The sequence below is a fragment of the Aeromicrobium sp. YIM 150415 genome (assembly GCF_016918125.1).
GTDB lineage: Bacteria > Actinomycetota > Actinomycetes > Propionibacteriales > Nocardioidaceae > Aeromicrobium > Aeromicrobium piscarium.
Window position 1 is genome coordinate 153,726 of record NZ_JAERWM010000006.1, and the last position, 20,511, is coordinate 174,236.

Sequence of the window (20,511 nt, forward strand, 5' to 3'; positions counted from 1 at the left end):
CGTGCGGCCGCAGCGGCCCTCGGACCAGACCCGTCCGCGGATCTGTGGACGACCGAACGCCACGTCGATCCTGTGGACGAACCGCCATCCGCCGTGTGCGTCAGCGCGCGAACATGCTCCGCACGCGCACCCACAACGGATCCCCTGCGCCGAGCCCGTTCGCCAGGCGCAGGGGGCCGGCGATCAGACCGCCACCGCAGAATGTCGCCAGCAGCGCGAGATAGAGCGCCGCGGCGCCGTACGCCGCGTTCTCACCGAATCCGAGCGAGAGATCCCGCGGCGAGACGAAGGAGACGATCGCGACACTCCAGGCACAGACCGCAAGGAGCGACACGAGGCTCGCCAGCGCGATCCGCGCGAAGATCGGCGGCTCGAGGTTCACCGTGCGCGCCGCGACCCAGCCTCCGAGGCTCGGGGAACGTTCACCCGATCGGAAAGGCGCCGTGATCCAGGCGGCAGCCGCGCGTGTGAGGACACGGCCCGTGCGCCGCAACCGGACGAGCACGACGACACCGCACGGCGCCACGAGCAATGCCACGAGTCCGATCACGAGATCCTCCCCGCGAGGAAGGACCCGCCAGGCGACGGACAGCCCGATGAAGAGGACGGCGACGCATCCGCCTCCAGCCGCCGCCACGAAGGCCACGATGCCCACGAGCAGACGGGACCAGCGCTCATAGTCCGCGCGCAGGCGGCGCACCGCCTGGTCGGCCTCCCACGCGCTCGCGTCACCGGTCTCCGGCCCTCTCAGGAACGCGCGCGACTCCGGAAGGAGGAAGGAGAAGGACACCGTCTCCTGCTAGTCGCTCTCAGGCAGTTTGAAGTCCGAGTCCTGGAGCTCTTCGACGTTGACGTCCTTGAAGGTCAGCACCTTGACGTTCTTGGCGAACCGAGCGGGGCGGTAGATGTCCCACACCCACGCGTCGGCCATCGTCACCTCGAAGTAGGCGTCGCCGGTCTCCGAGCGCACCTTCACATCGACCGCATTGCACAGATAGAAGCGCCGATCGGTCTCCACGACGTACTTGAAGATCCGCACGACATCGCGGTACTCCCGGTACAGCGCAAGCTCCATCTCGGTCTCATAGCGTTCGAGATCCTCAGCGCTCATGCCGCCACCACCTCAAAGAAAGACAGGATAGGTCGAGGGCGGCATGGGATAGTCCCGAAACGTCGCTCGCTACGCTCGCTCATGGCTGCCCTCCTGTCGCGGTCATCGCCGCTTGAACGTTGACGTACGTCATCCGATGCTCCGCACACGGACCGTGTTCGCGCAAGGCCTGCTCGTGCCGCGCGGTCGAGTATCCCTTGTGCACCGCGAATTCGTACTGCGGGTACTTCTCGTGCAGATCCACCATGATCCGGTCGCGCGTCACCTTGGCGATGATCGACGCCGCCGCGATCGACGCGGAGACCCGGTCGCCCTTCCACACGGCGAGTCCTGGTGTGCCCAGGCCGTCGACGCTGAATCCGTCGGTCAGCACATAGGCGGGGACGATCTCCAACCGGGCGAGAGCGCGACGCAGAGCTGCCACATTGGCGCGATGCAGCCCCAGGCGATCGCACTCCCCCGGCTCGACCACGACGACCGACCAGGCGCGCGCACGTCGAGTGATGAGCTCGAAGCAGGACTCGCGACGCTTGGGGGTGAGCAGCTTGGAGTCGGCCAGGCCGTCGATCGGCTTGTCGAGCACGGCCGCGGCGGCCACCAGCGGCCCCGCACAGGCTCCTCTGCCCGCCTCGTCGACACCCGCGATCGGCGTCAACCCACGGCGGATCAGCGCCCGCTCATAGCCGTACAGGCCGGCATCGCGGCGGATCGTGGGCCCGGAGAGCAGTGTGGTCACGGCACCTTCTCGAAGGCGTCGGTCCCTCCGATGAAACCGAAACGGCTGAACGGCCAGACCCGCAGCCAGGCCTTGCCGACGACATCGTCCTCGCGGATGAATCCGCCGCCGGGATCACCGAGGTGGTAACGGGAGTCCGAGGAGTTGCCTCGGTTGTCGCCCTGGACCCACAGATAGCCCTCCGGCACCTCCACCTCGAAGGTGCGATCGGCATTCGCCTCGGCATCGGCGAGGTACGGCTCGTCGATGGATTCGCCGTTGACCTGCAGCCGGCCTTCGTCATCGCAGCAGGAGACCGTGTCTCCCCCGACGCCCACGACGCGCTTGATGAGATGCCCGCCGGAGGGGTACAACCCGATGACCTCGAGCGAGCGCTGGACGATATTCCCCGGCCCCGCCGACTCGGCGGAGCCGAGCCAGCCCCCCGGATCGTCGAAGACGATGATGTCTCCGCGCTTCGGATCGCCGGTCCAGTAGGAGACCTTCTGCACGAGCAGCTTGTCGTCGATCTGCATCTCCGGCTCCATCGAGGCGGAGGGGATGTAGAACGCCTGGACGAAGAAGGTCTTGACGATGACGGCCAGCACGACTGCCGTCACGATCAGCAGGATCGACTCCTGCCACACAGGCAGCTGGCGCTTCTCGGTCGTCACTCGATGAAGCGTACCGGGCACCTAGACAACGCTGTCGGGGGCGCGCTGGAACGCGAAACGACCCCGCCGCGGCGGGGTCGTCTCGGGGAGGGAACGCGGAGGTCAGTCCTCGCGCTTCTCCTTGATCTTGGCAGCCTTGCCGCGCAGGTTACGCAGGTAGTACAGCTTGGCGCGACGGACGTCACCGCGCGTCGCGACCTCGATCTTGTCGATGACCGGGGAGTGAAGCGGGAACGTACGCTCCACGCCGACACCGAAGCTCACCTTGCGGACGGTGAAGGTCCGTCCGACGCCCGAGCCCTGCACCTTGATGCAGACACCCTGGAACACCTGAACACGCGAGCGATTGCCCTCGACGATGTTGACGTGGACCTTGAGCGTGTCGCCGGCGCGAAACTCGGGGATGTCGCTGCGCAGCTGGCTGGCAGCGATCTGATCGACGACATTGGTCATGACTGCTCCTCATCGATGCCACAGGTCACCGACGGATTCGATGAACGATATTGGACGGTGCTGCAAGCGACGGGTCTCCCCTGTGGCAGAGGCGTCGGCACCGAGGGTCCATTCTGCCACAGCAGCCGATGACCTCGGTAATCGGCATACCGCTCCGTAGCCGCGAAGCGATGATGCGTCGTGGCCGCCCTCGCGACCACGACGCATCATCGTTCTTTCACCCGCAGCGTATGCGGGGGCTCTGGGAGGTCAGTCGAACTTGTATCCCTCGCCGTGCAGCGCGAGGTCGATGCCGGCGATCTCGTCCTCCTCCTTGGCCCGGAAGCCGATCATCGCGTCGATCAGCTTGCCGAGCGCGTACGCGATGACGAAGGAGTAGACCGCCACGACCACGGCCGGCACAGCCTGCACGATCAGCTGATCGATGCCGCCGCCGTTCAGCAGTCCGGAGCCGCCGCCCTGCAGCGCCACGCCATCGCCATTGGGCTCCCAGGAGACGAAGCCCAGGTAGATGCAGCCGATGAAACCGGCCACGAGGTGCAGTCCGACCACGTCGAGCGAGTCGTCGAAGCCGAGCTTGAACTTCAGGTCGATGGCGAAGGCACAGACGGCGCCCGCGATGAGACCGAGCACGATGGCCGCCAGCGGTGTGAGATTGAAGCAGGCGGGCGTGATCGCGACCAGGCCCGCGACGACACCCGAGGCGGCGCCGACCGCGGTCGCCTTGCCGTCCTTGAAGTGCTCGACCACGATGAAGCCGATGATGCCGGCAGCCGGAGCCGCGATGGTGTTCAGGAAGATGATGGCACCCGAGCCGTCGTCCTCGGCGGCGCCCGCATTGAAGCCGAACCAGCCGAACCACAGCACCGCGGCGCCGATCAGCACCAGCGGGACATTGTGCGGTGCCGAGTCCTCCTTGCTGAAGCCCACGCGGCGCTGGCCGAGGACGATGGCGAGAGCGAGCGCTGCCGCACCGGCGCTGATGTGCACGACGGTGCCGCCGGCCCAGTCCATCACGGCTCGTCCGCCGACCTCGAACTGCTCGATCCAGCCGCCGCCCCAGACCCAGCCTTGGGAGGGGAAGTAGACGATCGTCGCCCAGAGGCCAGCGAACAGCATCCACGGGAAGAACCGGGCGCGATCAGCGACAGCTCCGGAGATCAGCGCCGTCGTGATGACCGCGAAGGTCGAGCCGAAGGCGATGCCGGCCAGGTCCGCCGGGGCCTCCTGTGCGGTGGTGGTGAGCCCGAAGTCGGAGAACGGGTTGCCGACCAGGAGGCCGATACCCTCGCCGCTCAAGGTGCCCAGGTTGTTGCCGTAGAGGATCCACAGCACGAAGACCAAGCCCATCGCGCCGAAGCTGAGCATCATCATCGAGACGACGCTCTTCGCCTTGACCAGACCGCCGTAGAAGAAGGCCAGTCCGGGGGTCATGAACAGAACAAGGGCCGCGGTGACCAGCAGCCAGATCGTTCCGGGTTCCATATCAACCTCTTTGCGTGTCGGTGAAGGTACAGCCTCGACACGGCGGCGCTGCCGTGACTGGCACTGCACCGATGCTCATCGGACGCGGTTACGAACTCCCGCCGCGGCTGTTTCAGCGCGGTAACACGGAACGCGTTGAGGTTAAATCTGGGTGGCCTGCCCCGGGAGTTCGCCCCTCATGCGTGTTCACCAGGACGCCTGGATCCTTGGGCGGTGACCTACGCACCCCTCACCTCCTTGGGTGGTGGCCTACGCACCCCTCGAAGCCGACGAGAGGTGCGTGACTCACCGCTCGAGGTCCGGGCGGCGCGCTCGGGTGCGCTCGACCGCCTGCTCGTGGCGCCAGCGCGCCACATTGCCGTGATGGCCCGAGAGCAGCACCTCCGGCACGTCGCGCCCGCGCCAGCTGGCGGGTTTGGTGTAGACGGGGTACTCGAGCAGGCCATCGGCGTGCGACTCCTCGACCAGGGAGTCGGGGTTGCCCATGAACCCCGGGATCAGCCGCACCACGGCCTCCGTGATCGCCAACGCGGCGACCTCTCCCCCGTTCAGCACGAAGTCCCCGAGGGAAAGCTCCGCGAGTCGCCAGCGATCGGCGATCTCATCGATGACACGTTGATCGATGCCCTCATAGCGTCCGCAGCAGAAGACCAGGTGGCGCTCTGTGCTCAGCGCGGCCGCGCGACCCTGATCGAAGACCTCGCCCGAGGGTGTCGGGACGATGACCACGCTCTCCTCGGTGCAGACGGAATCGAGCGCCTCACCCCAGGGCTCGGGGCGCATGACCATGCCTGCGCCACCGCCATAGGGAGTGTCGTCGACCGTGCGGTGACGATCGTGCGTCCACTGGCGTAGATCGTGGACCTGGATGTCGAGCAGCCCTCGCTCGCGAGCTCGCCCCGGCAGCGACAGGGCGAGTGGATCGAGGTACTCGGGAAAGATCGTGATGATGTCGATGCGCACGCCGGTCAGGCCCCTTCGGGACGCGAGACCTCGGCGGTGTCGGGATCGAGCAGCCCCGGGACGTCCACGACGACCACACGGCCGCCGTCGAGATCGACCTCGGGGACCAGCGCCGCGACGAAGGGCACCAGCACCTCACGTCCGGACGCGTCGATCGCCAGGGTGTCGTGGGCGGGCAGATGCACGACATCGGTCACGACGCCGATCGGCGCTCCCGCCTCGGTGACAGCGTCCAGCCCGATGAGCTGACGGTCGTAGAAGACGTCCTCTTCGTCGGGCAGTTCGTCGGGATCGATGCGAGCCTCCAGCACACTGCCGCGCAACGCCTCGGCCGCGGTGCGGTCGGCGACTTCCTGGAACTTCACGATGAAGCGTCCAGAATGCGGTCGCGCGGACGCCACGGTCAGGGTCCCGTCCCCGCAAACGACCGACGAGCCCGGAGCGAAACGTCGCTCGGGCTCGTCGGTGCGGACGTCGACGGTGACATCGCCGCGCACGCCGTGCGCTCGGCCGATCCGGCCGATGACGACCAGCATGGCCGGGTCAGCGCTGGCGGTCGACGTCGACGAAGTCGATCCGCGCGCCGCCCGACCCGGCGATGGCCGAGCTGACGGTGCGGATCGCTGTGGCGGTGCGTCCCCCGCGGCCGATCACCTTGCCGAGGTCATCGGGATGGACCCGGACCTCGTACAGGTCACCGCGCCGGGTCTGCTTGGTGCGGACCGTGACGTCGTCGGGATGCTCGACGATGCTGGCGACGAGGTGCTCGACGACCTCCCGCAGGGGCGCACCCATGATCACTCGGCCTCGGGAGCCGGGGTCTCGTCGGCCGGAGCCTCGGCAGCGGGCTCAGCGGCCTTCTCCTCGGCCTTCGGCTTGCTCTTGCCCGTCGTGGCACCCTTCTTGGGCTCGCTGTGGAGCTCCTTGAGGGCGGCGTCGAACAGGTCGGCCTTGTTCGGCTTGGGCTCGGGCTGCTTCAGGGTCGCCTGCCCGCCGATGTCACCGGTCAGCTTGAGGATCGCGGTGACGGCCTCGGTCGGCTGAGCGCCGACGCCGAGCCAGTACTGCGCGCGCTCGGAGTCGACGTGGATCGTCGAGGGCTCGGTCTTGGGGTTGTACGTGCCGATCTCCTCGATCACGCGACCGTCGCGCTTGGTGCGCGCGTCGGCGATGACGATGCGGTAGAACGGGGTGCGGATCTTGCCCATCCGCTTGAGGCGAATCTTGACTGCCACGGGTGTGGTGTCTCCTTGTGATCTGAGCTGTCGGTGACGACGCCACGGCATGTGGGGCAGGCCGCGCGACGTCGGGGGCCGGACCGTGCAGTTGAGAGGGACCGCATGGCACCGGACGCAAGGCACCATTGTGCCAGAGGAGCACGGCGGCTCCAAACACCCCCTGACGCCCGGAGCCCGAACCGCGAGCGGCGGCTGGCGGTGAGCCGTCAACACCCGGGAGGCCCGGGTGGTTGACCACGCACCGCAATCCTGACCGGGCCGACGGCGGTGAGCCATCCCGCACTTCAGGCGACCGAGTACGTGACAACTCACCGCCCACCGCGGGCGAGGGTCAGCTCGCGGGAGCGGCGAACTGCGCGGCGTAGAGGCGCTGGTACGCCCCGCCGGCCTCGATGAGCTCGTCATGGGTGCCCTGCTCGACGATCGTCCCGTGCTCCATCACGACGATGTGGTCGGCGTCGCGGATGGTGGAGAGTCGATGAGCGACGACGAAGCTCGTGCGCCCGCTCCGCAGCCGCGTCATCGCCTCCTGGACGAGGGTCTCGGTGCGCGTGTCGACCGAGCTGGTGGCCTCGTCGAGGATCAGGATCGCCGGGTCCGCGAGGAAGGCGCGGGCGATGGTCAGCAGCTGGCGCTGTCCGGCGCTCACTCCCCCACCGTCGTCGTCGATACGGGTCTCATAGCCGTCGGGCAGGGTCCGCACGAAGTGGTCGACGTGGGCGGCCTCGGCGGCACGGGCGATATCGTCCGGTGACGCGTCCTCGGCACCGTACGCGATGTTCTCGCCGATGGTGCCGGAGAACAGCCAGGTGTCCTGCAGCACCACACCGAACTGATCGCGCAGATCGGCACGACGCAGCTCGGCGATGTCGACTCCGTCGAGCGTGATGCGCCCGGCGTCGAGATCGTAGAACCGCAGCAGCAGGTTGGTCAGCGTCGTCTTGCCCGCACCGGTCGGCCCGACGATCGCGATCGTCTGGCCCGGTTCCGCGACGAGGGAGAGATGCTCGATGAGCGGTTCGTCGGTATAGGAGAAGGACACATCGTCGAAGACGACGCGTCCGCGGACGGGCTGGACCGGTTCGCGCGCGTCGATCTCTGTGGGTTCGCGAGGCTCGTCCAGGAGTCCGAAGACCCGCTCGGCCGAGGCGAGACCGGACTGCAGCAGGTTGATCATCGCCGCGACCTGAGTCAGCGGCTGAGTGAACTGGCGCGAGTACTGGATGAACGCCTGCACCGAGCCGATCGACAACGTGCCCGATGCCACGCGGACTCCCCCGATGACCGCGACGAGCACGTAGTTCAGGTTGGACACGAACATCATCACCGGCTGGATGACACCGGAGATGAACTGTGCTCGGAAGGAGGCATCGAACAAGGCGCCGTTGCTGGCGTCGAACTCCTCGCGTGCCCGCTCACGCCGCCCGAACACCTTGACGACCTCGTGACCGGTGAACGTCTCCTCGACGTGCGCGTTGAGGCGACCGGTCTGGGTCCACTGGGCGATGAACTGGGGTTGCGAACGCTTCATGATCTGTCCGGTCACCACGATGGCCACCGGGATCGTGACGACCGCGATGACGGTGAGCAGCGGCGAGATCGTCAGCATCATGATGAGAGTGCCGAGGACCATCAGCAGGCTGGTGAGCATCTGGCTGAGCGTCTGCTGCAGCGACTGCGCGACATTGTCGATGTCATTGGTGGTGCGCGACAGGATCTCGCCGCGCTCCTGGCCGTCGAGATAGGACAGCGGCACGTGATGCACCTGGTCCTCGACATCGCGGCGGAGTCCGGCCACCATGCGCTGGACCGCGGTGGTGGCGAGTACACCTTGGAACCAGGTGAACAGCGAAGCCACGAGATAGAGCGCGACCGCGCCGAGCAGCACCCACGCGAGAGCCGTGAAGTCGATCCCGCGGCCGGGAGTCAGATCGACTGAGCCGATGAGCTGCGCGAGGCGGTCGTCGCCCTGCTGTCGCAGCTGCTCGACCACCTCTTCCTTGGTGGCTCCCTCGGGAAAACGGCTGGAGAGGAATCCGTCGAAGACGAGGTCGGTGGCATGTCCGAGGATACGAGGACCCACCACCGACAGCGCGGTGCCGATGAACCCGAATGCCACGATGCCCCAGACGACGACGCGCTCGGCGAACAGTCGTCGCAGCAGCCGCGCGAAGGTGCCGCGGAAGTCGGCCGGTTTGGCCGGCGGCCCAGCCTGGTGGCTCATGCCGCCTCCTGCTCGCTCAGCTGGGAGAGCACGATCTCGCGATACACCTCGTTGTCCTCCATCAGTTCGGTGTGCGTGCCCGTGCCGACGACATTGCCTCGGTCCATCACGACGATCCGGTCCGCATCGCGGATGGTGCTGATCCGCTGCGCCACGATCACCACCGCCGCCTCGGCCGTCACGGGACGCAGCGCTCGGCGCAGGGCGGCATCGGTGGCGAAGTCGAGGGCGGAGAAGGAATCGTCGAAGAGATAGAGGAGCGGACGCTTGACGAGAGCACGAGCGATCGCCAGGCGCTGACGCTGCCCGCCGGAGACATTCGAGCCGCCCTGGCTGATCGGAGCCTCGAGACCACCGGGCATGCGTTCGACGAAGTCGCGTGCCTGGGCGATCTCGAGCGCCTCCCACAGCTCCTCGTCGGTTGCGTCCGCGCGCCCGAACCGCAGGTTGGAGGCGACCGTCCCGGTGAACAGCATCGCCTTCTGGGGTACGAGCCCCATCACCGCCCAGACATCGGCCGGGCGCAGATCGCGCAGATCGCGACCATCGAGGAGGACGGCGCCGCCGGTGACATCGAAGAGCCGGGTCATCAGGCCGAGGACCGTCGACTTGCCGCTGCCCGTGCCGCCGACGATCGCCGTGGTCTCGCCGGGGCGCACGACGACCGAGGCGTGCCGGACCACGTCGTGCTCGGCGCCCGGATAGCGAAACGAGGCATCGTCGAGGTCGAGCCTGCCCTCGGTGATGGCGACCGCGGGGATGTCGGGGCTCACGTCGATGACCGGCTCGGTGTCGAGGACCTCCGTGATGCGCTCGGCGGAGACCTCGGCGCGGGGCCACAGCATGAAGATGAAGGTGGCCATCATGACGGACATCAGGATCTGGATCAGGTAGTTCTGGAAGGCCGTGAGCGCACCGATCTCCAAGTCGCCGGACTCGATGCGGTGGGCTCCCCACCAGATCGCCAGCACGACCGAGAGGTTCATGATGCCCATCAGCAACGGGAAGAAGATGCTCATGAGCCGGCCGGCGGAGATCGCCACATCGCGGTAGGCCGTGTTGGCGTCGCCGAAACGCTCGGTCTCGTAGCGTTCCTTGACGAATGCGCGGATGACGCGGATGCCGGTGATCTGCTCGCGCATGATCCCGTTGATCCCGTCGATCCGGGTCTGCATGAGCCGGAAGAGCGGGCGCATCCGACGGATGATGAGCGACAGGGTGATGACGAGGACCGGCAGGACGATGACCAGCACGCCGGAGAGCTGCACGTCCTGACGGAGCGCCATCACGATGCCGCCGATCCCCATGATGGGCGCGACGAGCAGCATCGTGAGTCCCATGAACAGCAGGAGCTGCACCTGCTGGACGTCGTTCGTGGAGCGGGTGATGAGGGTCGGCGCGCCGAACTGCGACATCTCGCGTGCGCCGAAGCCGTCGACGGCCCCGTAGACGCCGGCACGCAGATCGCGTCCGACGCCCATCGCCACCTTGGACCCGATGTAGACCGCGACGATATTGGTGATCACCTGCACGACGGTGACGGCGAGCATCAGCCCGCCGACCCGCCAGATGTACCCGACATCACCCTGGGCGACACCGTCGTCGATGATGTCGGCGTTGAGGCCCGGCAGATACAGGGTGGCCAGGGTCTGCACCAGCTGGAAGACCGCGACCCAGGCGATCGCACCACGATAGGGGCGCAGATGCCTGCGCAGGAGTCCGATCAGCACCTGGTCAGCCTACGCCCGGGCACCGACGGTTCCCGTCTGATGGAACCCTCCGGCCGGAGAGGCCCGAGCCGCCCCGCCCTCGGGCGGTGACCTACACACTCCTGCGCCGAGTGGCGCCCGAACCGAGAGGTGAGTGACGCACCCCTCAAGCCGTCCGAGAGGTGCCTAACCCACTGCCCTCCAAACCGAGAGGTGCGTAGGTCACCGCCCCGGTGGGCGATGGCGACCCTAGACGACGAGGTCGAGGGCGACGACGATGATCAGGCCGGTCACCGAGAGCACGGTCTCCATGATCGACCACGACTTGATGGTCTGGCCGACCGAGAGCTTGAAGTACTCCTTGACCAGCCAGAAACCGGCGTCGTTGACATGCGAGAAGAACACCGAGCCCGCACCGATCGCCAGCACCAGCAAGGAGACCTCCCCGGCCGCCAGGTCACCGGCGATCGGTGCCATGATGCCGGCAGCCGTCACCGTGGCGACCGTCGCCGAGCCCGTCGCCAGGCGGATCAGCACCGCGACACCCCATGCCAGCACGACCACCGAGAACCCGCTGTCGCTGACCCAGTCGGCGATCACACCCGCGATGCCGGTATCCACGAGAGTCTGCTTGAAGCCGCCGCCCGCACCCACGATCAGCACGATCCCCGCGATCGGAGGCAGCGACTTCTCGATGCTGCCCATGATGTCGCCCCACGACATGCCGCCACCACGCCCCAGGGTCGCCATCGCCACCAGCACCGCCAACAAGAGGGCCACGAAGGGGGTGCCGATGAAGTCGAGCGCCGACTTCAGCACACCCTCCTGGCCCACCACGTCCGCGAGCGTCTTGCCGAGCATCAGCACGACCGGCAACAGCACCGTCGCCAAGGTGAGCGCGAAGGACGGACGCTTGCCGCCCCGCTCGTCACTGCTGTCGAAGAGCTCCGGCGGCGGAACATCGACCCATCGGGCGGCGACCTTCGCGAACAGCGGACCAGCGACGATGATCGTGGGGATCGCCGCGAGCACGCCCAGACCGAGGGTCAACCCCAGGTCCGCGTCGAGGGCGTCGACGGCCGCGAGCGGACCCGGATGCGGTGGCACGAAGCCGTGCATCGCCGAGAGACCGGCCAGCGCCGGCAGCCCCAGGGCGATGAGCGACTTGTTGCTGCGCCGCGCCACCAGGAAGATGACCGGCATCAACAGCACGAGACCGATCTCGAAGAACATCGGCAGACCGATGATCGCGCCGATCGCCGCCATCGCCCAGGGCAGCATCCGGTCGCTGGAACGACCGATGATCGTGTCCACCACCTGGTCCGCGCCCCCGGAGTCGGCCAGCAGCTTGCCGAACATCGCACCGAGCGCGATCAGCGTGCCGACACTCGCGACCGTGTCCCCGAGCCCTCCGGAGAAGCTCTCGACCACGTCGGCCATCGGCTGACCGGCCACCGCTCCCACCGTCAGCGAGCCGAGGATGAGGCCGAGGAAGGGATGGAACTTGAAGAAGGTGATGAGCACGACGATGACGGCGATACCGATCAACGCGGCGATGATCAGCTGGACGCTCCCCGCGGCGGGCGTCACCGGGTCGGCGGTGAACAGGTCGGTGATCATGCTGACCTCTCAGGGATGCGGTAGCGACGCAGGAAGGCCCGGGCGATGTCGTCCGGCGGCAGGGTGATGTCGAAGACTCCGCCGTTCTCGTCGGCGGCGAGCTGCTCCAGCGTGTCCTCCTGTGACTGCAGGAGCGATGCCGGCATGAAGTGGTCCCGATGCTCCATCCGCTCACGGATGAGATCGTGATCGCCGACCAGGTGCAGGAAGATCGTCCGCGGAGCGTGCCGGGTCAGCACGTCCCGGTAGGCGCGACGCAATGCCGAGCAGCTGATGATGCCACCGGTCTCGTCGTGATCGGCCAGCCATCGACCGATGTCCTCCAGCCACGGCCACCGATCCTCGTCGGTCAGCGGGATCCCCTCGGACATCTTGGCGATATTGGCCGGCGGGTGAAAATCATCGCCATCGGCGTACTCGATGCCCACCAGATCGGCCACCGCATGGCCGACTGCCGACTTGCCGACCCCCGATATGCCCATGACCACCACGAGCGGTGCTGCTGTCATGGTGCTGACATTAGGACTGCCGACGGTAAAGCGCCACCACGACGAGGAGATCAGTCGTCGAGGGCAGCCACGACGGCGCGTTCGAGATCCTCGAAGGCCGTCAACTCGACGACCTCGCCATCGACGAAGAAGGTCGGCGTGCCCTCGACACCGAGGGCACGTCCTTCCTCGAAGTCCGCGGCGACCCGCATCACCGTGGCGTCATCGGCGACCGCGGCGTCGTAGTCGTCGAGATCCAGTCCGATCTCCGCAGCCAGCTGGCGGAAATAGGGCGTCTGATCGACAGCACTGGTGCCGTGCCATTCCTCCTGCGTCTCGAGCAGCCGCGCATACATCTCCTCGAAGCGGTCCTGCTCCCCCGCAGCCTCAGCGGCCAGCGCGGCCGGTACCGAGTTCGGATGGCCCGGCATCGGGAAATAGCGAACCGCGAACTCGATACGGCCCTCGTAGTCCTCGCGCAACTGCTCGACATGTGGGTAGAACGCGCGACAGACCTCGCACTCGAAGTCGATGAACTCGACCACCGTGACCGACGCGTCGTCGGGCCGATCGAGGAAACGTGTGTCGTCCGCGATGAGCGACGCATCGGCCGGCGAGATCGGCGCGTCCTCGCGGGGTTCGGACGAGCTCTGCGACCAGACCCCGATACCGCCGATGACGGCGACCACCGCGATCACCACCGCGATCCCGATGAGGATGCGATTGCGGGGTGCCGTCACAGCAGGTCTCGCAGCTCCTTGGGCAGCTCGAAGTCGTCAGCGCCTCCTTGCGGGAAGCCGAACGCTCCGGCGCCGTTGCCCGGTTCCTTGGGCTGCTCGGACGCGGCCGCCGCACGCTTGGCGGGGTTGCCCGAGACCTTCTTGCCCTTCTTGCCCTTCTTGGCCTGCGGCTTCTGCTTGGCGCCCGCACGCTTGCTGACACCCGGCATGCCCGGCATCGGTCCCATGCCCGGCATGCCCGGCATCCCACCGCCCTTGGCCATCTTCTGCATCATCTTGCTGGCCTCGAAGAAGCGCGTCACCAGCTGGTTGACATCGCTTACCTGGGTGCCCGAGCCCTTGGAGATCCGGGCTCGCCGGGAGCCGTCGATGATCTTGGGGTTCTCACGCTCGGCCGGGGTCATGGAACGGATGATCGCCTTGATCTTGTCCATGTCGCGCTCGTCGAAATTGGCCAGCTGGTCCTTGAACTGGCCCATGCCGGGCATCATGCCCAGCAGCTTGGTCATCGAGCCCATCTTCGCCAGGGCTTCCATCTGCTGCAGGAAGTCCTCCAGGGTGAAGGTGCCGCCCGCGACCTTCTCGGCGGCGGCCTGCGCCTGATCGGCGTCGAAGGCCTTCTCGGCCTGCTCGATGAGGGTGAGGACATCGCCCATGTCCAGGATGCGCGAGGCCATCCGGTCGGGATGGAAGACATCGAAGTCGTCGAGCTTCTCGCCCGTCGAGGCGAACATGATCGGGCGGCCGGTGATGGAGCGGATCGACAATGCCGCGCCACCGCGGGCGTCGCCGTCGAGCTTGGACAGCACGACACCGGTGAAGTCCACACCCTCGGCGAAGGCCTCGGCCGTGGTGACGGCGTCCTGACCGATCATCGCGTCGATGACGAAGAGGACCTCGTCGGGATTCACCGCGTCGCGGATGTCCGAGGCCTGCTTCATCAGCTCGGCATCGATACCGAGACGTCCGGCGGTGTCGACGATGACGACATCGTGCAGGGTCCGCTTGGCCTCGGTGATCGCATCGCGGGCGACTTGCACGGGGTTGCCGACCCCGTTGCCCGGTTCAGGGGCGAAGACCGTGACCCCGGCCTGCCCACCGACGACCTGGAGCTGGTTGACCGCGTTGGGACGCTGCAGATCCGCCGCGACGAGCATGGGCGAGTTGCCCTGCGCCTTGAGCCAGCGGCCGAGCTTGCCGGCGAGCGTGGTCTTACCGGCGCCTTGCAGGCCGGCGAGCATGATGACGGTGGGCGGGTTCTTGGCGAACTGCAGTCGCCGTGTCTCCCCACCCAGGATCGAGACGAGCTCCTCGTTGACGATCTTGATGACCTGCTGCGCCGGGTTCAGCGCCTGGCTGACCTCCGCGCCGCGGGCGCGCTCCTTGACGTTGCCGATGAAGGCGCGCACGACGGGCACTGCCACGTCGGCGTCGAGCAACGCGACCCGGATCTCCCGGGCGACCTCGTCGATGTCGGCCTCGGACAGCTTGCCCTTGCCGCGGAGCGTCTTGAACGCCGACTGCAGCCGGTCTTGGAGCGAATCGAACATAGGGCTTCAGGGTATCCGAGCCGCCGAACCCGTCGCTGCCGGTATGCCGGGCTCGGCTCGGTCCGGGCGCCGGAGCGTGGGCGGTGGGCCATCACGCACTCGTGTGGTCCAGGTGCGGGAACACTCACCGATCGCCGGTGAGGGCGGCGGTGACGCGGGTCCGCAACGACGCCGCGGCCTCGGCTGTCAGGGGTCGGGACGACCGATCGACGACGTAGAAGACATCACGCGCCTCGTCCCCGTAAGTGTCGGTATGCGCCGATCGGATCCCGTATCCCGCCGCGGTGATGGCGCGGCAGACCACCCACAGGAGGGCGCGGCGGTCCGCCGCCCGCACCTCCAGCAGCGTCGCGGTCTGCTCCATCGCCTCGAGGACGGTGACCCGTGGTCTCGTGTCACCGGGATCGAAGGTGAGTCGCCGCGCGAGATCGACCGAGCCGTCCACCACGGCACGAAGCCTCTCGCGCAGGACCTGAGCGTCGAGATCGGGCCGCGACACCTCCCACAGGGTGGCGGCGCCCGCGCCATCGGTCGCCACGCGTACCGAGCGGATCGAGAGGCCGGCCAACGACATGGCACCGGCGAGATCGCCCAGCACGCCGGTGCGGTCGCCGCAGACGACGAGCACCAGCGAGCCGTCGTGGTGGTTCTCGGTCGACACCACGAGGGTGGTCGGTCCCACCCCCGACAGATCGGGCAGCGGCGTTCCGGACGGCCACCCCGCCGAGACGAGGTCGTCATCGGGGGCACCGGCCAGCACCGCGCGGACCTTGCCCACCAGGCCCTCCACCAGTCCCCTCCTCCACCGGCTCCACGCCTGGTCGCTCGTGGCGAGCGCGTCACCTGCCGTCAACGCGGCGAGCAGATCGAGGAAGGACGAGGTCCGCACGATCTCGGCGACATTCACGGCCGTCTGCGGATCCTCGATATCGCGCCGGGTCGCGACGGTGGGCAACAGCAGGTGCCAGCGGACGAGACGCCCGATCGTCGTGCTCTCGACGGCATCGAAGCCCCAACGACGGACGATCGCCTCGGCCATCGGCGCACCCACCTCACTGTGGTCACCGGCACGACCCTTGCCGATGTCGTGGAGCAGGGCCGCGACGACCAGGAGGTCCGGACGGGCCACCTCACGACTGGACCGCATCACCTGCACGCAGCTCTCGATGCTGTGCCGGTCGATGGTGAAGCGGTGGACCGGCGATGACGAGCCCCGCAAGCGGATATCGCGCCATTCGGGCAGCAGCGGCTCGATGAGACCGGCGATATCGAGTTCCTCCCACACGTCGACCAAGCCGGGCCCGGCCCCCAGCAGTTCGACCATCCACCGGCGGGTGGAGGCCGGCCAGACCGGTGGCCAATCCCCCAGCTGCCGCACGAGACGCCCGATGGACGCGGCGTTCATCGGCAGCGATCTGCGCGCCGCCGTGGCAGCGAACCGCAGCAACAGTTCCGGATCGCTCGCGGGATCCGCCTGCCGGGTCACCACCACCTCACCGGCCAGCACGCCGACGCCCGATGCGACCGGTTCGATGACCGGTCCCCGGGCGCCGACGCGGCGGTGCGGATCGCGGGCGACCGTCGCGTCCACGCGACGCCAGGTCACGGAGGCCAGGTGCGCGATCCGGCGGCCGATGTCGCGCACCTGCAGGTCCAGCGTGGCCGGGTCGAGCGACCACCGCTCGGCGACCTCGGGGACGAGCTCGGGCAGCAGCCGGTCGCTGCGCCGGCTCGCGACCTCGTGCAGTGTGTCCCGGATATCCAGCAGTCGCTCCCGCAGCGACTCGGCCTCGTCGCGCGGGAGGTCGACCAGCCACGTCGCGAGCAGCGCACGCAATGTCACGGAATCGCGCAGACCGCCGCCGGACTCCTTGAGATCCGGCACGGCCGCGTGGGCGAGCCATCCGAATCGGTCGATGCGCTCGTTGCGGGCCGTCCTGACATCGCCGATCCGTCGCCGGGCCTCACGGCGCCAGTCGCCCAGCACTCGGGCCCGCGCGGAGGCGACGACCTCGGCGTCGCCGACGACACAGCGAGCATCGAGCATGCCCATCGCCGCCCGGTAGTCCTCACCTGCCGTGCGGACCGTCTCATCGACCGAACGGACCGCGTGATCGAGGACGACGCGCCGATCCCACAGGGGATACCAGACCTCCTGAGCGATCCGGGCGACCTCGGCCTCGTCGACGCCCGCGTCGTGCAGCAGGACGACGTCGAGGTCGCTGTAGGGCGAGAGCTCGCGCCGCCCGTAGCCCCCGACCGCGACGAGGGCGAGGCCACCGGGAGAACTCGTCCCGGTGGCCTCGCCGAAGACCCTCGTCAGCAGGCGGTCGGCCTCGTCGGACCGCTCGCGCCGGCCTCGTGCGAGGTGCGCTGCGAGATCAGCGCTCAGATCGCGGCCTCATCCGTCTCACCGGTGCGGACTCGCACGACGGAGTCGACGGGGACGACCCAGACCTTGCCGTCGCCGATCTTGCCGGTCTGCGCGGCCTGGGCGATGGTCGAGACGACCGTCTCGGCCTCCATATCGTCAATGACGATCTCCACGCGGATCTTGGGCACCAGCGAGACGTCGTACTCCGCTCCCCGGTAGACCTCGGTGTGGCCCTTCTGCTGGCCGTACCCGCTGGCCTCGGTCACGGTCATACCCGCCACTCCGGCCGCGGCGAGTGCTTCGCGGACTTCCTCCCACTTGTGCGGTTTGATGACTGCGGTCACGAGCTTCATGGCTCAGGCTCCTGTCGTGAAGGTGGATCCGCCGGTGTTGGCCAGATCGTATGCGGACTCTCCATGCTCGGCGAAGTCGATCCCCGAGACTTCCTCTTCCTCGTCGACGCGCCATCCCAGGACCACCTTGACGATGAGGCCGACGATGAGCGTGGCGATACCGGACCAGAGCATCGCGTAGATCGCGATACTCGCCTGGACGACGAGCAATCGAACACCGTCACCGTAGAACAGGCCACCGGCGGTCGCCAGGAACCCGATGCCCACGGTGCCGACCAGGCCGCCCACGAGATGGACCCCGACGACATCGAGCGAGTCGTCATAGCCGAAGCGGTACTTCAGGCCCACCGCCAAGGCGCACAGCGCGCCCGCGACCGCGCCGAGGATCAGCGAGCCGATCGGGCTCAGCGCCCCGCACGCCGGCGTGATCGCGACCAGGCCGGCCACCACGCCGGAGGCCGCGCCGAGGCTGGTGGCCTTGCCGTCGCGGATCTTCTCGACCACGATCCAGCCCAGGATCGCCGCGGCGGCCGCTGCCGTGGTGTTCACCCACACCAGCCCGGTCTCGCTGACGAATCCCTCCAGGTCGAAGTTCTCCGCGTCGGGGACATAGGACCCGACATTGAAGCCGAACCACCCGAACCACAGCAGACCGGCGCCGAGCATCGTCAGTGGGAGATTGTGCGGACGCATCGGCTCCCGGCCGAAGCCCCGGCGTGCGCCGATCAGCAGCACCAGGATGAGGCCGGCGACGCCGGCGTTGATGTGGACGACCGTCCCTCCGGCGTAGTCGACGGGGGCGACCGCCGCGACTCCGTCGACGAGCCCGAAGAGCTTCGCGGCCAGCCCACTCGCCGCGTCGGACAGGAAGCCCCCTCCCCACACCTGGTGGGCCAGCGGGAAGTAGGAGAACGTCACCCAGAGCGGCAGGAACAGCAGCCACGCCGAGAACTTGACGCGATCGGCGATGGCACCGCTGATGAGGGCCGCGGTGATGATCGCGAAGGTGACCTGGAAGGCGATGCTCACGTAGTCGGTGGCCGCCACCCCCTGCAGGCCGAACAGATCGAAGGGGTTGCCGAACAATCCGAGGACGTCCGAGCCGTACGCCGTCGACCATCCCCAGAGGATGAAGACGGCGGGGATGAGGGCGAGCGCGCCGAACGACATCATGATCATGTTCAGTACGGACTTCGCGCGGGTCATCCCGCCGTAGAAGAGCGCCAGCCCAGGCGTCATCAGCAGCACGAGCGATGCCGATGCGAGAATCCAGGCGGCATACGCGGCGTAGCCGGTATCCATGAGACCTCCAACGAGAACCACGGACGCGAGGATCGCGCCCGTGGTCCTACGGTGGTCGTCGGTCATTTCGCCATCGCCACATAGATGTTGCGGTTGCGTATCGACATCGCCGCCTGTGTTACATCGGCATGTCGTCCGACGGGCTCAGGCGAGCAGCGCGTCGACGAACTCCTCGGCGTCGAAGGGCGCGAGGTCGTCGGCGCCTTCGCCCAGTCCCACGAACTTGACGGGGACGCCGAGCTCGCGTTGCACCGCCACGACGATGCCGCCCTTGGCAGTGCCGTCCAGCTTGGTGAGCACGACGCCGGTGACGTCCACCACCTCGGAGAAGACCCTGGCCTGCGTCAGACCGTTCTGACCGGTCGTCGCGTCGATGACGAGCAGCACCTCGGTGACGGGCGCCTGCTTCTCGACCACGCGCTTGACCTTGCCCAGCTCGTCCATGAGCCCGGCCTTGGTGTGCAGGCGACCGGCGGTGTCGACGAGCACGACATCGGTGCCCTCGGTGATACCGCGCTTGACCGCGTCGAAGCCGACGCTCGCCGGGTCGCCTCCCTCGGGACCGCGGACCGTCGGCACGCCGACCCGCTCGCCCCAGGTCTCCAGCTGATCGGCCGCGGCCGCACGGAAGGTGTCCGCGGCGCCGAGCAGCACCGTCTTCTCCTCCGCGACGAGCACCCGCGCGAGACGGCCCACCGTCGTGGTCTTTCCGGTGCCGTTGACCCCGACCACGAGCACGACTCCGGGGGCGCCGTCGTCGCCGGTCGAGTGCAGGGTGCGGTCCAGTGACGGCCCCACCAGCCCGATGAGCTCCTCGCGCAGGATGGTGCGAGCGCGGTCGGTATCGGAGACCCCCTCGGTCGAGAGCCGAGCGCGGAGGTTCTCGACGAGCTCCGTCGTGGGACCGACGCCGACATCGGCCGCCAGCAGGGTGTCCTCGATCTCCTCCCAGTCGTCATCACTGAGTTTGCCGCCGCCGAGCAGGCTCAGAAGGCCCTTGCCCAGGCTGCTCTGCGAGCGGGCCAACCGGGCCCGCAGCCTCATCATCCGGCCTTGCGGAGGCTCGGGCGCCTCGATGGTCGGAGCCGTGGGCTCGTCGACGGTGGTCTCGGTCGCGGGAGCGCCCGTCTCGTCCAGCTCGACGAAGTCGTCCTCGAGCAGTCCATCGTCGACCGGGCCCGGTTCGGGCTCCTCGGGGTGGTCGATGGTGCGCTCGGTGATCTGGTCGAGGTCACGGGGCGACGGCAGGCCGCGGTTCTTGCGCGATACCAGCAGTCCGATGCCGGCGCCGGCCACGACGACGACCGCGATGAGCAGGATGATGAGCAGTTCGGTGGTCACGGCATCCACCCTAGGAGATAGCCACGCCCGTACTCGACGCCCCGCCGCGCGGCCGCACCATCACGCCCCTCCGCTCCCCGCGAGTGGTGGGGGGGGGGGGGGGGGGGGGGGGGGGGGGGGGGGGGGGGGGGGGGGGGGCGGGGGGGGGGGGCGGCGGGGCCGCGCGCGGCG

Annotated in this window: 20 protein-coding genes; all 20 read right to left on the reverse strand. The window is 68.1% G+C overall.

Going from position 1 to position 20,511, the window contains the following annotated elements; all coding sequences use genetic code 11:
* Positions 1-100: 100 nt before the first annotated feature.
* The 20 genes from JL108_RS04905 to ftsY all read right to left on the reverse strand — a co-directional run bounded on the left by JL108_RS04905 (position 101) and on the right by ftsY (position 20,349).
* On the reverse strand, positions 101-790 hold the full coding sequence (locus JL108_RS04905; RefSeq protein WP_205197334.1) for a hypothetical protein: 690 nt from the start codon (positions 788-790) through the stop codon (positions 101-103).
* Positions 791-799: 9 nt separating this feature from the next.
* The gene (locus tag JL108_RS04910; RefSeq protein ID WP_087624844.1) at positions 800-1,111 is read right to left on the reverse strand and encodes a DUF2469 domain-containing protein; all 312 of its coding nucleotides are present in this window, start codon (positions 1,109-1,111) and stop codon (positions 800-802) included.
* A 79-nt stretch (positions 1,112-1,190) separates the two neighbouring features.
* On the reverse strand, positions 1,191-1,847 hold the full coding sequence (locus JL108_RS04915; RefSeq protein WP_143911569.1) for a ribonuclease HII: 657 nt from the start codon (positions 1,845-1,847) through the stop codon (positions 1,191-1,193).
* Positions 1,844-2,500, reverse strand: coding sequence for a signal peptidase I (lepB, locus tag JL108_RS04920; protein ID WP_246065046.1), 657 nt, complete (start codon positions 2,498-2,500; stop codon positions 1,844-1,846). Before lepB ends, JL108_RS04915 begins: the two co-directional genes overlap by 4 nt.
* 102 nt (positions 2,501-2,602) lie before the next feature.
* Positions 2,603-2,953, reverse strand: a complete 351-nt coding sequence (gene rplS, locus JL108_RS04925; protein ID WP_143911570.1) for a 50S ribosomal protein L19 — start codon at positions 2,951-2,953, stop codon at positions 2,603-2,605.
* A gap of 249 nt (positions 2,954-3,202) precedes the next feature.
* Positions 3,203-4,438, reverse strand: a complete 1,236-nt coding sequence (locus JL108_RS04930) for an ammonium transporter (protein WP_205197335.1) — start codon at positions 4,436-4,438, stop codon at positions 3,203-3,205.
* A gap of 285 nt (positions 4,439-4,723) precedes the next feature.
* Positions 4,724-5,401, reverse strand: a complete 678-nt coding sequence (gene trmD / locus JL108_RS04935) for a tRNA (guanosine(37)-N1)-methyltransferase TrmD (RefSeq protein WP_205197336.1) — start codon at positions 5,399-5,401, stop codon at positions 4,724-4,726.
* Between the two features lie 5 nt (positions 5,402-5,406).
* Complete coding sequence (rimM, locus tag JL108_RS04940; RefSeq protein ID WP_205197337.1) at positions 5,407-5,937, reverse strand: ribosome maturation factor RimM; 531 nt, start codon at positions 5,935-5,937, stop codon at positions 5,407-5,409.
* A gap of 7 nt (positions 5,938-5,944) precedes the next feature.
* Positions 5,945-6,196 (reverse strand): RNA-binding protein, encoded by a 252-nt coding sequence (locus JL108_RS04945; protein WP_143911574.1) that lies wholly within the window; start codon positions 6,194-6,196, stop codon positions 5,945-5,947.
* A gap of 2 nt (positions 6,197-6,198) precedes the next feature.
* Positions 6,199-6,636, reverse strand: coding sequence for a 30S ribosomal protein S16 (gene rpsP / locus JL108_RS04950; protein ID WP_143911575.1), 438 nt, complete (start codon positions 6,634-6,636; stop codon positions 6,199-6,201).
* A 334-nt stretch (positions 6,637-6,970) separates the two neighbouring features.
* Positions 6,971-8,863: an ABC transporter ATP-binding protein gene (locus JL108_RS04955; RefSeq protein WP_205197338.1), complete on the reverse strand. Its 1,893-nt coding sequence runs from the start codon at positions 8,861-8,863 to the stop codon at positions 6,971-6,973.
* Positions 8,860-10,593, reverse strand: coding sequence for an ABC transporter ATP-binding protein (locus JL108_RS04960; RefSeq protein WP_205197339.1), 1,734 nt, complete (start codon positions 10,591-10,593; stop codon positions 8,860-8,862). The genes JL108_RS04955 and JL108_RS04960 overlap by 4 nt, the downstream gene beginning before the upstream one ends.
* 228 nt (positions 10,594-10,821) lie before the next feature.
* Positions 10,822-12,192: a GntP family permease gene (locus JL108_RS04965; RefSeq protein WP_143911578.1), complete on the reverse strand. Its 1,371-nt coding sequence runs from the start codon at positions 12,190-12,192 to the stop codon at positions 10,822-10,824.
* Complete coding sequence (locus JL108_RS04970) at positions 12,189-12,701, reverse strand: gluconokinase (protein ID WP_205197340.1); 513 nt, start codon at positions 12,699-12,701, stop codon at positions 12,189-12,191. Before JL108_RS04970 ends, JL108_RS04965 begins: the two co-directional genes overlap by 4 nt.
* Before the next feature lie 50 nt (positions 12,702-12,751).
* The gene (locus tag JL108_RS19765) at positions 12,752-13,420 is read right to left on the reverse strand and encodes a thioredoxin domain-containing protein (protein WP_205197341.1); all 669 of its coding nucleotides are present in this window, start codon (positions 13,418-13,420) and stop codon (positions 12,752-12,754) included.
* Positions 13,417-14,970: a signal recognition particle protein gene (ffh, locus tag JL108_RS04980; protein ID WP_205197342.1), complete on the reverse strand. Its 1,554-nt coding sequence runs from the start codon at positions 14,968-14,970 to the stop codon at positions 13,417-13,419. Before ffh ends, JL108_RS19765 begins: the two co-directional genes overlap by 4 nt.
* Before the next feature lie 124 nt (positions 14,971-15,094).
* A complete protein-coding gene (locus JL108_RS04985) occupies positions 15,095-17,362 on the reverse strand; it encodes a [protein-PII] uridylyltransferase (protein ID WP_205197354.1) in 2,268 nt (755 codons plus the stop codon).
* Complete coding sequence (locus JL108_RS04990) at positions 17,359-17,697, reverse strand: P-II family nitrogen regulator (RefSeq protein WP_143911582.1); 339 nt, start codon at positions 17,695-17,697, stop codon at positions 17,359-17,361. The genes JL108_RS04985 and JL108_RS04990 overlap by 4 nt, the downstream gene beginning before the upstream one ends.
* Before the next feature lie 3 nt (positions 17,698-17,700).
* Positions 17,701-19,020 (reverse strand): ammonium transporter, encoded by a 1,320-nt coding sequence (locus tag JL108_RS04995; RefSeq protein WP_307837195.1) that lies wholly within the window; start codon positions 19,018-19,020, stop codon positions 17,701-17,703.
* A 123-nt stretch (positions 19,021-19,143) separates the two neighbouring features.
* The gene (gene ftsY, locus JL108_RS05000; protein WP_374190839.1) at positions 19,144-20,349 is read right to left on the reverse strand and encodes a signal recognition particle-docking protein FtsY; all 1,206 of its coding nucleotides are present in this window, start codon (positions 20,347-20,349) and stop codon (positions 19,144-19,146) included.
* Positions 20,350-20,511 lie beyond the last annotated feature (162 nt).

Bases quoted from the DNA above. Each gene is read 5' to 3' on its own strand.
- JL108_RS04910 (WP_087624844.1), bottom strand. From the start codon at position 1,111: ATGAGCGCTGAGGATCTCGAACGCTATGAGACCGAGATGGAGCTTGCG.
- rplS (WP_143911570.1), bottom strand. From the start codon at position 2,953: ATGACCAATGTCGTCGATCAGATCGCTGCCAGCCAGCTGCGCAGCGAC.
- JL108_RS04930 (WP_205197335.1), bottom strand. From the start codon at position 4,438: ATGGAACCCGGAACGATCTGGCTGCTGGTCACCGCGGCCCTTGTTCTG.
- rimM (WP_205197337.1), bottom strand. From the start codon at position 5,937: ATGCTGGTCGTCATCGGCCGGATCGGCCGAGCGCACGGCGTGCGCGGC.
- JL108_RS04945 (WP_143911574.1), bottom strand. From the start codon at position 6,196: ATGGGTGCGCCCCTGCGGGAGGTCGTCGAGCACCTCGTCGCCAGCATC.
- JL108_RS04955 (WP_205197338.1), bottom strand. From the start codon at position 8,863: ATGAGCCACCAGGCTGGGCCGCCGGCCAAACCGGCCGACTTCCGCGGC.
- JL108_RS04965 (WP_143911578.1), bottom strand. From the start codon at position 12,192: ATGATCACCGACCTGTTCACCGCCGACCCGGTGACGCCCGCCGCGGGG.
- JL108_RS04970 (WP_205197340.1), bottom strand. From the start codon at position 12,701: ATGACAGCAGCACCGCTCGTGGTGGTCATGGGCATATCGGGGGTCGGC.
- ffh (WP_205197342.1), bottom strand. From the start codon at position 14,970: ATGTTCGATTCGCTCCAAGACCGGCTGCAGTCGGCGTTCAAGACGCTC.
- JL108_RS04990 (WP_143911582.1), bottom strand. From the start codon at position 17,697: ATGAAGCTCGTGACCGCAGTCATCAAACCGCACAAGTGGGAGGAAGTC.